At 36.4% G+C, this 12744-nt stretch carries 14 protein-coding genes; 6 read left to right on the forward strand and 8 right to left on the reverse strand.

Annotation, left to right across the window (positions count from 1 at the left end; all coding sequences use genetic code 11):
* Positions 1–224: 224 nt before the first annotated feature.
* The 4 genes from M3627_RS10120 to M3627_RS10135 form a co-directional block, all read right to left on the reverse strand.
* Positions 225–2465 (reverse strand): peptidoglycan D,D-transpeptidase FtsI family protein, encoded by a 2241-nt coding sequence (locus M3627_RS10120; protein ID WP_251555557.1) that lies wholly within the window; start codon positions 2463–2465, stop codon positions 225–227.
* Positions 2466–2582: 117 nt separating this feature from the next.
* A complete protein-coding gene (locus M3627_RS10125) occupies positions 2583–3191 on the reverse strand; it encodes a superoxide dismutase (protein WP_169358095.1) in 609 nt (202 codons plus the stop codon).
* 116 nt (positions 3192–3307) lie between these two features.
* Positions 3308–3787, reverse strand: a complete 480-nt coding sequence (locus M3627_RS10130) for a DUF456 domain-containing protein (RefSeq protein ID WP_251555617.1) — start codon at positions 3785–3787, stop codon at positions 3308–3310.
* Positions 3787–5418: a Na/Pi cotransporter family protein gene (locus M3627_RS10135; RefSeq protein ID WP_251555559.1), complete on the reverse strand. Its 1632-nt coding sequence runs from the start codon at positions 5416–5418 to the stop codon at positions 3787–3789. The genes M3627_RS10130 and M3627_RS10135 overlap by 1 nt, the downstream gene beginning before the upstream one ends.
* A 175-nt stretch (positions 5419–5593) precedes the next feature.
* Here M3627_RS10135 and M3627_RS10140 point away from each other — a divergent pair, with 175 nt between their 5' ends.
* The 5 genes from M3627_RS10140 to M3627_RS10160 all read left to right on the forward strand — a co-directional run bounded on the left by M3627_RS10140 (position 5594) and on the right by M3627_RS10160 (position 9041).
* Positions 5594–6094, forward strand: a complete 501-nt coding sequence (locus tag M3627_RS10140) for a DUF1189 family protein (protein ID WP_169358093.1) — start codon at positions 5594–5596, stop codon at positions 6092–6094.
* Between the two features lie 49 nt (positions 6095–6143).
* Positions 6144–6479 carry a hypothetical protein gene (locus tag M3627_RS10145; protein WP_169358092.1) on the forward strand — a complete coding sequence of 112 codons (336 nt, stop codon included), beginning with the start codon at positions 6144–6146 and terminating at the stop codon, positions 6477–6479.
* A 93-nt stretch (positions 6480–6572) separates the two neighbouring features.
* Positions 6573–7691: a flavodoxin-dependent (E)-4-hydroxy-3-methylbut-2-enyl-diphosphate synthase gene (gene ispG, locus M3627_RS10150; RefSeq protein WP_251555618.1), complete on the forward strand. Its 1119-nt coding sequence runs from the start codon at positions 6573–6575 to the stop codon at positions 7689–7691.
* Positions 7692–7703: 12 nt separating this feature from the next.
* Entirely contained in the window at positions 7704–8282 is a 579-nt protein-coding gene (locus tag M3627_RS10155; RefSeq protein WP_169358090.1) for a hypothetical protein, read from the forward strand.
* 141 nt (positions 8283–8423) lie between these two features.
* Entirely contained in the window at positions 8424–9041 is a 618-nt protein-coding gene (locus M3627_RS10160) for an NAD(P)-dependent oxidoreductase (protein ID WP_251555561.1), read from the forward strand.
* Between the two features lie 402 nt (positions 9042–9443).
* Here M3627_RS10160 and M3627_RS10165 read toward each other — a convergent pair whose 3' ends face one another.
* From M3627_RS10165 to M3627_RS10175, 3 genes are read right to left on the reverse strand one after another with little or no spacing between them, the layout of a single operon-like run.
* A complete protein-coding gene (locus M3627_RS10165) occupies positions 9444–9854 on the reverse strand; it encodes a Fur family transcriptional regulator (RefSeq protein ID WP_169358088.1) in 411 nt (136 codons plus the stop codon).
* On the reverse strand, positions 9851–10699 hold the full coding sequence (locus M3627_RS10170; protein ID WP_169358087.1) for a metal ABC transporter permease: 849 nt from the start codon (positions 10697–10699) through the stop codon (positions 9851–9853). Before M3627_RS10170 ends, M3627_RS10165 begins: the two co-directional genes overlap by 4 nt.
* Entirely contained in the window at positions 10696–11463 is a 768-nt protein-coding gene (locus M3627_RS10175) for a metal ABC transporter ATP-binding protein (RefSeq protein ID WP_251555571.1), read from the reverse strand. Before M3627_RS10175 ends, M3627_RS10170 begins: the two co-directional genes overlap by 4 nt.
* Positions 11464–11566: 103 nt before the next feature.
* Between M3627_RS10175 and M3627_RS10180 the strand changes: the two genes are divergently transcribed.
* On the forward strand, positions 11567–11827 hold the full coding sequence (locus tag M3627_RS10180) for a hypothetical protein (RefSeq protein ID WP_169358085.1): 261 nt from the start codon (positions 11567–11569) through the stop codon (positions 11825–11827).
* A 27-nt stretch (positions 11828–11854) separates the two neighbouring features.
* On the opposite strand, the gene M3627_RS10185 is transcribed toward M3627_RS10180, so the two are convergent.
* The gene (locus M3627_RS10185) at positions 11855–12742 is read right to left on the reverse strand and encodes a deoxyribonuclease IV (protein WP_169358084.1); all 888 of its coding nucleotides are present in this window, start codon (positions 12740–12742) and stop codon (positions 11855–11857) included.
* Positions 12743–12744 lie beyond the last annotated feature (2 nt).

The raw sequence follows: 12744 nt of genomic DNA on the forward strand, positions 1-12744 counted from the left end.
AAAGCCTATTGTTTGTAGATTTACTTTCTAACAATTCACAGATGAAAGGTTTCCTTCTTATAAAAAGTCACTGACCCAAAATACCACTTTGCTATCCTACAGCCTTCTGCTGAGCTTAGAGACTTCCTAGATCATGTTTTGTGAAATGTTTAAATAAAAAAAGTGAAATTGCACAGTCGCAATTTCACTTTTGATGTGGCAAGAGATTGAACTCTAGCCCTTATTTACTGTTCATCAGTTACATTTTTTTCTTCTCCTTCATCAATTTGGTCATTTGTGAATGCCGGTTTGATAGGAGGTGTTGCCGTAGATTCGTTATTTTCTAACGTACTTTTCTTTTTCTGTATATTAAAGTAAGTATCTACAACCTCACGAGCCATTACACTCGTATAATTTGTTTTATAAGAGGATTCAGTGAATGCATGAGGTACAACAATCGCATAAGCAATTTCTGGGTTATCATAAGGTGCAAAACCTACATGAGTTAAATTAACTGTTCTAACTGATTCTTTCATCGTGTCATCCTTATAGTATGACTGGGCCGTTCCTGTTTTACCTGCTGCTGTATAAGGTGCGTTACCAAAAGCTCTAGCACCTGTACCTTGCTTTCCAAAATAAACGCGTTGCATCCCTTTTCGAACATGATTGATCTCTTCCTGCGAATTATCTACCACATTTAAAACGGTCGGTTTAATTTCTTTTACTAACTTCCCTAGAGTGACACCATCCTCTGATGGCTCACGAATTTCTTTTACGACATGCGGTTTAATTCGTTTACCACCGTTAGCAATAGTCGCAGTATATTGAGCTAACTGTAATGGAGTGTACGTATCATACTGACCAATACTTAAATCTAGTAATTTACCTGACTCTGTTTTACCGATAACACCAGTAGATTCTCCTGGTAAGTCTATGCCAGTTGGGACACCTAAGCCAAACTGAGCATACCCATTACGCATCTTTAAAAATGCTTCTGCTCCAAAGCTGACCGGTTGATTCGCCTGGTATGTTTTGCCAGCCAAGGCGTATGCTATTTTAAACATATACACATTGGATGAACGTTCTAAAGCTGTTAAATCATTTAAACGAATTCTTGAGCCTCTATTAAATACAGAGCTTTTTGGCGCTGAACCCTTAATACGAATAGGCTCATCTACCATATACTCCCCTATACTAATCGCATTTTCTCTGTAAGCCGTTAGTACAGTCGCAGGCTTAACAGTAGACCCGAGCTCATAGCCAGTTTTAAATGATCCATAGGCATAGTCTTGTACAGCCCATTTACCATTCTCTTTTACCAGCCTTTTACCTACTAAAGATAAGACATCTCCCGTATATGGGTCTAATATAACTAAGAATGCACTGTTTAAATAATTTGTTCCTGCATTATTGTTTTTCATTTGAAGAAGCTGTCTTTCAATAATCCCTTCCATTTCGAGCTGAACCTGGCTATCAATCGTCAATACGAGCTCATTCCCTGGTTTTCCATCATAAATGGTACTTACATCAATCACTCGACCTTTACCGTCTGTTATATTTTTTACTACCGTTTTTTGTCCTTGTAGTATTTCTTCATATTGTTGTTCGATATAAGAGGTTCCTACTCGATCATTACGAGTGTAGTCTCTAGATAAGAAATAATTTAGTCGCTCATTTGGAAGTCCTTTTTTAGGAGAGGATACGCTTCCTAATACTGCTAAGGTTGAGTTTTTTACACGTCTCCAGTCAGTTGTCGTGTTTACCCCGGCCATATCTGGGTCTCCCAGTCTCTCGGAAACTCTAGCAAATTCCTCAGCTGTAACCTCTTTTATGTCTCCTTCTTCCTTGTTCATTTCGTCACCTTTAATAATTTGTGGTGATAAGGCATAGCCTGCAGCCATTTCTCGATAGATAGCAATAATTTCCTCTTCCTCGGGGGTAAAGGAATTGAGATGTTCTTCAGTAAGCTTACTTCTTTGTAAACGATCAACCGCCCTGTTCTTTTCACTCTTCGTTAACTCTTCATTAGATTCAATTTCGTTTCGTTCTTTATCTGTTATGAGTTTTTTAGCTTCTTCCGGATTCTCTCTTAACCAATAGTCTTGACGATCACTTTTTGTAATATTGTCTGTATCCTTCTCAATTAACTTACTCAATTTCTTTGCAGTTTCTAACATATCCTCGGATTTCGTTGTCTGCATTTTTGTATAAGTTATTACCTTTTGTGGTTTATTGTCGACTAGTATACGACCTTCACTATCATATAATCGTCCTCGTGGAACACTAGTATTTACAGAAGTCTCCTCGGTACTCTCTAGTTTACTAACGTACTCCTCACCTTTTACAATTTGAAGGTATCCTAGTCTGAGGATTAAGAGGGTAAATAAAATAAAAATAGAAAAGAAAAGAATGTTCATACGAAAAGTAATGTTTTTCCTTTGTTTTGCTTTTATACTTTGTGCACGTTTTTTTGAAATTTTTCGCATGATATCACCTACTTGTTAAATAATTTTCTTTACTTACTAGTGTAACATAAAAAGCACACACTTTTAGACGAAAAAGTGTGTGCTAAGTTTCTTTTTATTGACTTTTTATAATAATAATTATTTTGCTGAAGCGTAACGTTTTGAAACTTCATCCCAGTTTACAACATTCCAGAAAGAAGAAATGTAATCAGGACGACGGTTTTGGTAATTTAAGTAGTAAGCATGCTCCCAAACATCTAATCCTAATAATGGAGTTTTACCTTCCATGATAGGTGAATCTTGGTTTGCAGTCGAAGAAATTTCTAACTCTCCGTTTGATACAGATAACCAAGCCCAGCCAGAACCAAAACGAGTTGTTGCTGCTTTAGCAAACTCTTCTTTGAAAGCATCAAAGCTACCGAATTTTGCATCAATTGCTTGAGCTAAATCTCCAGTTGGAGTACCGCCACCATTTGGTGATAATAGTTGCCAGAATAATGAGTGGTTAGCGTGCCCACCACCATTGTTACGAACTGCTGTTTTAATGTCTTCTGGAAGAGCGTCGATATTAGCAATTAGTTCTTCTACTGATTTGTTTTCTAAATCAGCTTTACCAGCTACCGCATTGTTTAAGTTTGTTACATAAGTATTGTGGTGTTTCGTGTGATGAATGTTCATCGTTTCCTTGTCGATATGTGGTTCAAGTGCATCGTAAGCGTAAGGTAATTGTGGTAATTCGTATGCCATTATAGTTTCCTCCTAAAGAATAATATAGTAATTTTCTACCCATTTATTAGCGTATCAAAATATGATCAAACGTTCAATTAAAATAGCCTATTATTGTTCTCCTACTTTTGACTGAGTTATACAAAGAGAACAAATACCACTAGCATTACAGTTAATATTACCACTTTAGCAATGGAAGAAGTTAAGAACCCAATTAAAGATCCTATACCAGATTTAATCGCATGTTTTAATCCTTCTCTTGTCACGATTAGCTCAGCTATTACAGCACCAAGGAATGGTCCAATTATGATACCAGCGACAGGAATAACAAAAGGTCCAAACAACAAGCCTATTGTACTGCCCCAAACTCCGGCCTTCGTTCCACCAAATTTTTTAACACCAAGCGCATTGGCAGCCATATCCGCTCCAAACAAAAGAATGACAAATAATATTTGTATTGTCCAGAACAGCCAAGTCAATTCAGTAAAAGAAAAGAACAATCCATATAAAATATAACCAAGTAGCATGAATACTACTGAAGGAATAATAGGATAAAAAGTACCGATATAAGCTATTGCAAAACTTGCTATTATTAAAATCCAGCCAGTAACCTCTATCATGTGCGTCTCCCCAATACGGCTTCTGCCACATTACAAGCATGGTCTCCGATTCGCTCTAAGTTACTTAAAATGTCTACAAACATAATACCTGCTTGACCTGAACATTTACCTTCGTTTACTCGTAGAATGTGATTTTTTCTAAATTGTCTTTCCATTTTATCTATAACATTCTCTTGTTCTGCTACTTCTTGTGCTAATTTTACATCATTAGTATTCAGAGCTTCTATTGCTTTTTCTACTGTTTTTATCGTTAACTCAAACATCTCAGAAACATCATCTAATGCATCTGGAGTTAAAACTATTCGGTGGACTTCTTGGTATTCTATCAGTTCCAAAATGTTCTCAAAATGATCTCCAACTCTTTCAATGTCCCGAACGGTATCCATTAGCATATTATGTCGGCTAGAATCTTGATCCGACAATGGCTGCGAAGAGATTTTTACTAAGTAATCTGTAATTTTTTGATCTAAATTATTTAATGCGTCTTCAACTTGATAAGCCAAATCTGAATCACGCTTGTTCTTTGTTTTTAGATAAGCATATGTTTTCTCTAATCCTTGTATACTTAGAGCTCCCATACGTAAGATTTCCTCTTTAGCCTGTCCGATAGCGATGGATGGTGATTGTTCGATGAAGTTAACATCTAAATGTTTAGGCTTATATTCTATGGAAACATCGTCTCCAGGTATTAACTTAGTAACAAGATATGCCCAAGCCCCAATCAATGGAAATTGAATAATTGTATTTGCCACGTTAAAGGAACCGTGAGCAAAAGCTATTTGCATCTTGCTTTCTAAATCTAGTACTCCAGAGATCCACTCAATATAAAGAGTAAATGGAATTAACAAAATTAAGAAAATTACTGAACCAATGACATTAAATAGAACATGAGTTGCAGCTGCTCTCTTTGCAGCAACAGATGCACCTAAAGAAGCTAATATAGCTGTAATTGTAGTACCTATATTATCTCCAAAAAGTACTGGTAGGGCTCCTTGTAGAGAGAGTAAATTTTCTGAATATAGACCTTGCAATATAGCAACAGTTGCACTGGAGCTTTGTACTATTAACGTAAAAATTGTTCCTGCCAATAAACCAAGGAAGGAATGATCACTCATTGCGAGAGTGAAATCAGTGAATGCTTCTAACTCTCTTAAAGGCTTCATACCGCCACTCATTAGTTCAAGCCCGAGGAATAACCCACCAAATCCAAATATAACTTCCCCTACATTTTGTACAATATGTTTCTTAAAAAAGAAAATTAAGAACGCCCCTATTGCCATAATTGGAAGTGCATAGCCCCCAACATCAAAGCCTATGATAAACGCAGTTATTGTTGTTCCTATATTTGCTCCCATTATTACACCAATAGCCTGTCGCAATTTCATAAACCCTGCACTTACTAGACCTACTGTAATTACAGTTGTCCCAGAACTAGATTGAATTAATACAGTTACAATGATTCCGACTAAAACTCCCATAAAAGGGTTAGTAGTATAGCGATCTAAAATATCTCTTAGGCGATCTCCAGCCGATTTTTGTAAACCATCTCCCATATACTTAATGGAGAATAAGAATATCCCAAGTCCTCCAAAAAATTCAAACAACATCTGTTGCCATTCCAATTCCACGATGTCCTTCAACTCCTATTTCGACAAATTCATTCATTTTCTATTATCGTTAATTTGTTTAGCTTATGTAAACACTTACCCGCCATTCTTTACAATATCTTAACAAAGTAAAATTAAATTTACTTTGTTTAGTTCATTCTGATGATGATAATATAGAATAGAAAGGGTGAAATTTATGAATTTATTTCAGCTATTTAAAGCAAGCCTACATAGCCCTAAAAAAATTGCTGCATTTCGACTTATTCCAATCGGAAAGGTAATGCAATACGTGTTTATCTACGTATTTTTCATGACCGCAATCTCCTTTTTCGGATTTATAAACGGTATTTCAGAACAACAACAAAATGTAGAAGGACTAATCGAATACTTTTCTGATATTCAATGGTTAATCTATCCCTTTGCATTTCTATTTTTATTTGTTTTAAATACTATGTTTATATTTGTCCGTATTAGTATCTTTGCCTATTTAGGTACCCTAATACTTCTTCTTTTAAAACGACGTGGAGAATATCGACACCTTTGGAGAACTACGCTGTTTGCTAGTACGGTGCCTATGGTCATTTCTATTGTCATTGCAATCCTGCAATGGTCTAACGATTGGATTCAGCTAGGAATCTATGCTGTTACCTTTGTCTATTTATATATTTCTTTAAAATATTATCCAATAAAGAAATAGCATAATGTCCCCTCCTCCGACATAGAGTTGTTTAGGGGGGATTTTTTTTATGAAACTATTTATAGCAACCATTATACTTTTTATATCGTTTTATATTATTAAGGTAGATTTGTTTGAAGGAACAATCCCACTAGCTTATTCAAGTGAAGTCTTAATAGAAGAATGTATGGAATCTCCAGAATATATAGTTGCTGAGATTATGCCCGGAGAAACAATCTATTCGTTGTTTGCCATTTACCCAACTAGTGAAGAAATTTCTTTTACTAAACGATTAAATGATTTTTACGAGCTTAATCCACACTTAAAAAAGCAATCATTTCATGTTGGAGAAAAAGTACTTTTACCTGTTTATACATCACAATCAAACTGTAAAAAAGAAAATTAGAGGTTTCTTCCTTGTCAATTCGTTTGAAAGACTGATAAAATGGTGGATAGTGACGGCATAAAGCCTCAAGAAGGAGAGAATTTCATGAGTGAAATAATTCATCGTTCCAAAACTCGTCCTGTACGAGTTGGAAACTTAACTATAGGTGGCAGTAACGAACTTTTTATTCAAAGTATGACAACAACTAAAACACATGATGTGGAAGCAACCGTAGCTGAAATATTACGTTTAGAGGAAGCTGGTTGTCAGGTTGTTCGTGTAGCTTGTCCAGATGAACGTGCTGCTTATTCGATCGGCGAGATAAAAAAACGTATTAATATTCCATTAGTAGTGGACATCCATTTTGATTATAAATTAGCACTAATTGCAATCGAGCAAGGTGCTGATAAAATTCGTATTAACCCTGGTAACATCGGGCGTAAAGAAAAAGTAGAAGCTGTAGTTAATGCCGCTAAAGCAAAAGGTATTCCAATTCGTATTGGAGTAAATGCTGGTTCATTAGAGAAAAAAATCTTAGAGAAATATGGCTATCCTACTGCAGACGGTATGGTAGAAAGTGCTCTACACCATATTAAAATCCTAGAAGACTTGGATTTTCATGATATTATCGTTTCGATGAAGGCTTCTGATGTTAATCTTGCAATCGAAGCATATCGCAAGGCTTCTGAGGCATTTGATTATCCATTACACTTAGGGATTACTGAGTCCGGAACTTTGTTCGCTGGATCTATTAAGAGTGCTGCCGGCCTAGGAACACTCTTAGCCATGGGTATCGGAAACACATTACGTGTATCGTTAAGTGCAGACCCAGTGGAGGAAGTAAAAGTAGCTCGTGAGCTGCTAAAAGTATTTGGTCTTTCTTCTAATGCGGCTACATTAATTTCTTGCCCTACATGTGGACGTATTGAAATCGACTTAATTTCTATTGCAAATGAAGTGGAAGAGTATATCTCCCATATTAAAGCACCTATTAAAGTAGCAGTACTAGGCTGTGCAGTAAACGGTCCTGGAGAAGCTCGTGAAGCTGATATCGGAATTGCTGGTGCACGTGGCGAAGGTCTATTGTTCCGTAAAGGAAAAATAGTTCGCAAAGTGCCAGAGGAAACTATGGTAGATGAACTGAAGATTGAAATTGATAAAATCGCAGCTGAATATTTTGCGAAACAAGAGTTAGAAAAGCAACAAAAGGAAATTGAAGCTCAACAAGCTTAAGGAGAGATATAAATGACGAATGTACGTTTCGGCATTGATATAGATGGGACAGTAACTTGCCCTACTTCTTTGCTACCTCATATAAATGAAGCATTTAAATGCAACTTGCAATTAGAGGATATTAAAGAATATGACTTAACTAAAGCTTTTGAAGTAGACCAAAAGGAATTTTATGAATGGTTTAAATCCTCTGAGCCAGTCATTTACGCTACATCCCCTATCCAGGCTGATGCGAAAGCTGTTTTATCAGCATGGAAGGAAAAGTATGAGCTATACTTCATCTCAGCTCGTGGAGAAAACGTGATGGATGTAACGCTAAACTGGTTTAAAGAGCAAGAGCTCCTATATGACCATATCGAATTGATTGGTACGCATAACAAAATTGAAACTGCAAGAAAGCATGGGGTTCATGTATTTTTCGAAGACAAGCATGACAATGCTGTTGAAATAAATGAAGAACTAGATATACCTGTATTATTGTTCAATACCCCATATAACCAGCAGCCAGCTCCTAAGGGAGTCATTCGAGTGAATAACTGGATTGAGGCTAACAATTGGATTGAAAAGGAATTTTCGATGACAATTAAATAAAAAGTTGAAGGGGTAACCTGTTAAGGGTTACCTCCTTTTTTTAGATATAAACCAACTTCATGACTTTGCATAAGATCGCAGAATGTTAATGGCTACAAAAAGCAAAACATTAACCAAAACAAATGAAAAGAGGAATTGCGAATGGACATTATTATATTTGGAGCTAGCGGTGGAGTAGGTAAACATTTTACTAAATTGGCATTAGACAACGGTCATTCTGTCACTGCTTATATTCGTACACCTTCCAAGCTAGAGATTAATCACGAGAATCTAACTATTATTCAAGGAGATGCTTTTGACAAGCAAGCTGTCGAAGCGGCTATAAACGGAAAAGATGCCGTTGTTTCGTGTCTAGGCTCCACTACCGGGATGAAAAAATCAACGCAACTAGAGAATATGATGAAAAATGTAGTTGATGGAATGGTAGCAAATAATGTAAGCCGCATTGTTTATACTGCTTCGGCAGGTGTAGAAAATGAAATACCTGGATTAATGGGCAAGATGATGATGAAGATGCTTGGTAACGTGTTAGCCGATCATAAGAATGCGATTGAATATATCAAATCCAATAATTTAACGTATACGATTGTAAGACCTATGGGACTAACGGACAAAGCATTTACTGGGAATTATAAAGAGTCTGCTACAAGCGTTCCTAGTTCCGGAAAATCAATTTCAAGAGCAGATGTAGCTGATTTTATCTACAAGGCGTTAACTGACAGCTCGTATGAAAATACTTCTGTAGGAATAAGCAGCTAATTTATATTAGAGCGTAAGTATCATCTTTTTAAAGATTTGCACCGTTCACATAGCCTAATAAAAATGAGACCGGGACATAATTAGACAGTATATAAAAAACGAGAAATCGGCAACTTGATTTCTCATTTTTATTTTATAAAGTAAGGTAATTTCTTGAGAAATTACTCTATTGTTGTTTGAAATGCAGAAGGCGCTGCTGGGGGAACAAGCGAGCGCAAAAACCTAAACAGGAGCAATGCGACGAGGAGATTGAAGACGTGCCCCGCAGATAGTGACCTATAAAGGAAAACAACTGCAGGAATGCAAATAGAAGCCTTGAAAACTTTACTAGGTCGTAGAGTTTTCGAGGCTTTTTATGTGGAGGAAAGTTTTGTTCAGCACTATTCCTAATAGAATAAATTTTTAATGACACTCTGGACAGTTGCCGTAAATCTCAAACTTGTGATTTTCAATTTCATATCCAGGAATCGAATTTTGGAGAGTTTCCATCGGGCAATAATTTATTTCTTTAATGTTGCCACATTTCAAACAAATAAAATGATGGTGGTGATGGTCTACTTCACATTGCATGCGAAAATTCTTTTCGCCGGCAAGCTCTGTTTCTTCTAAAATACCAAGCTCAACAAAAGTACTAAGATTACGGTAAATAGTATCATAGCTCATGCCTGGATGCTCCTCCATCATGACGTCTAATATATCTCTAGCAGTAATATACTTGGTTGTTTTAGAAAAAATATCAAGAATTTGTTCTCGCTTGTCTGTTTTTTTAAAACCCTCTTTTTTAAGAATATCCCATGCTTTATCTATATTCACGTTGCCACCGCTCCCTTTCTACCCATCTTTTTAACAAAAATAGCTCCAAGTAAAATGACAATAGATGTAACTACAATGGTACCTCCCGGGGCTAAATCAAGGTAAAATGCACTTACTAATCCAATAAGGACAGCTAGCTCACCAAATACTACTGAAAGAATGAGCGCCTGTTTAAAGCTTTTTGACAATCTCATAGCAGCAGCTACAGGTAAGGTCATTAAAGAGGAAACAAGTAAGATCCCCACAATTCGCATAGAGGCAGCTATTACTAGAGCTGTGACGATCATGAATAGCATGTGAATCCACTTAGCAGGAAGACCAGATGCCTTTGCATACTCTTCATCAAAGGATAGTACAAATAGTTCTTTAAACAATAATCCTAAAAATAAGAAGACGACCACTGCTATACAAATAACTATCCAAAGATCCTGTCTACTAACCGCAGACACCGATCCAAATAAATAACTAAACAAGTCAGAGCTGAATCCTTCCGCTAAAGAGATAAATATTGCACCAAACCCTAAACCTGCTGACATAATTATTGGAATCGCTAATTCTTCATAATGTTTATATAAGCGACGAAGCCTCTCTATAAAAAGAGAACCAGTAACAGAAGCCACAATGCCTAAATATAATGGGTTTAGTAGCGCAAGTGCTCCTACAGATTGACTAAGATAAAGACTGCCTGCTATTCCGGCAAGGGTTACATGGCTCAGTGCATCAGCGATTAAGGATAATCTTCTGACAACAATAAACACACCTAATAATGGAGCAATAATTCCAATAATCAACCCGGAAGCAAATGCATTTTGTAAAAACTCATACTGAAAAATAGACTCTATCATGACTGTACCTCACCCTGGTGTTCTACTTTACGGACCGAATGACCGTACCACGATTCTAATTGTTCCTCGCTCATCGATTCCATATCTTTTTTAAAGCCGTGAAAATGAATTCTCTGATTTAGGCAAGCTACGTGGCTTATACTTGTTGATACTGCGTCCACATCATGTGTAACTAATACGATGGAAATGTTATGTTCACGATTTAAGTGTACTAACATATTATAAAATGAACGAACATTTTTACTATCAATTCCAACGGTAGGCTCGTCTAGTATTAACACTTTTGGATTACTAATCAAAGCCCTTGCGATAAATACGCGCTGTTGCTGGCCTCCAGAAAGCTCTCCAATATTTTTTTGAGCGAAGTCTTCCATTCCTACTGCTTTTAACGCTTGACGAACTTGTATTTTAACATCATCCGGAAAACGTTTAAACAGACCTATTTGTTTAACAACTCCACTTCTAACGACTTCACTTACGGTTGCTGGAAAGCCAGAATTGAACGAATTGGACTTTTGGGAAACATATCCGATCCATTCTCTTTCCTTAAACTGATTAGCTGGCTTCCCAAAGAGAAGTACATTCCCGTTTGATGGCTTCAATAAGCCCAACATTATCTTTAATAAGGTTGATTTCCCAGAGCCATTGGGACCGATAATAGCTAGAAAATCGCCTTCCTTAATAACTAAATTTATATCGATTAAGGCTTGTGTTTGTTCATATTTGTATGAAATATTATGTAATTGAATTAATGGTAAGGCCAATTTTGTTTCCTCTATTCTAATTAAGAATGATTACGATTTACAAAATAAAAGTATAGAGGATAAATCGTATAGTGTAAATAAAAATGCTTGAAAGGATGTTCTAGTGGATATTGCTAAGTTTATTATTCAGCTACAAACCTGTTCAAAAAAAGAGTTTAAGAAAATACTCAAAGGGTTTGATGTGAAATTATCAGATAAAGAAATAGAGGGCGTCTACCCCTTACTGCAAGAAATATCTATTACTTGGTTGGTATTAGGTGTACCTAATGCTATTCAGCAAAAACTTATAAGCATTTTAGGAGAAAAACGTGCAATTGCTTTATACGAGCAATTGAAAGAAAAAGGCCCCTCTTCTTTTCAATGAAAAGAGAGGGTCCTAAATTGATTATATTTAAACAGTTAGTAGTTCTAATGCATTTGGGTCAAACGTTTTCGAGCGTAGCATCTCAATCTCCATTTTATATGGAGCTTTCTTTGATTTGGCATCCACACCAACGAAAGGAGTCTCTAAAATTTTAGGGATATTTATCAGCTGTGGATGATGCACTACATATTGCAATGCCTCAAAGCCAATTTCACCAAACCCTATGTTTTCATGACGATCTTTAGCTGCTCCACAAATATTTTTACTATCATTGATGTGTAGAACTTTTAATCGGTCAATTCCAACCAAATGATCAAAATTATTTAAGACGCCATCAAAATCGTTTACAACATCATATCCGGCATCATGGATATGACACGTATCCATACAAACCGACAAGCGATCATTATTTTTCACACCATCAAATATTTGTGCAAGCTCTTCAAAAGTCTTACCACATTCAGAGCCTTTTCCCGCCATTGTTTCTAAAGCAATTTGGACAGGATAATCAGAGCTTAAAACTTCGTTTAAGCCTTCGATAATCTTTTGAATGCCAGCATCAGCTCCAGCTCCAACATGTGCACCAGGATGCAATACGATTTGTGTAGCTCCTATAGCTGCAGTGCGCTCTACCTCTTTTTGTAGAAAGTCTACACCTAAAGCAAACGTTTCTGGCTTCGTTGTATTACCCAAATTAATAATATAAGGTGCATGAACGACAATATTATTTATGCCGTTTTCCTTCATGTGCACAACGCCAGCTTCAATGTTTAACTCATCTATTGGTTTTCTGCGCGTATTCTGTGGTGCACCCGTATAAATCATAAATGTATTGGCACCATACGACGCCGCCTCTTTACTAGAAGCTAGCAACATTTCTTTTCCACTCATGGAAACATGTGATCCTAGTAGCATGG

This window comes from Psychrobacillus sp. MER TA 171 (assembly GCF_023713305.1).
In the GTDB taxonomy this organism is placed as follows: Bacteria; Bacillota; Bacilli; order Bacillales_A; family Planococcaceae; genus Psychrobacillus.

Coding starts and splice junctions, on each gene's coding strand:
- M3627_RS10140 (WP_169358093.1), top strand. CDS start 5,594: ATGAATTTATTTCAGCTATTTAAAGCAAGCCTACATAGCCCTAAAAAA.
- M3627_RS10145 (WP_169358092.1), top strand. CDS start 6,144: ATGAAACTATTTATAGCAACCATTATACTTTTTATATCGTTTTATATT.
- M3627_RS10155 (WP_169358090.1), top strand. CDS start 7,704: ATGACGAATGTACGTTTCGGCATTGATATAGATGGGACAGTAACTTGC.
- M3627_RS10185 (WP_169358084.1), bottom strand. CDS start 12,742: ATGCTACTAGGATCACATGTTTCCATGAGTGGAAAAGAAATGTTGCTA.
- M3627_RS10125 (WP_169358095.1), bottom strand. CDS start 3,191: ATGGCATACGAATTACCACAATTACCTTACGCTTACGATGCACTTGAA.
- M3627_RS10120 (WP_251555557.1), bottom strand. CDS start 2,465: ATGCGAAAAATTTCAAAAAAACGTGCACAAAGTATAAAAGCAAAACAA.
- M3627_RS10160 (WP_251555561.1), top strand. CDS start 8,424: ATGGACATTATTATATTTGGAGCTAGCGGTGGAGTAGGTAAACATTTT.
- M3627_RS10170 (WP_169358087.1), bottom strand. CDS start 10,699: ATGATAGAGTCTATTTTTCAGTATGAGTTTTTACAAAATGCATTTGCT.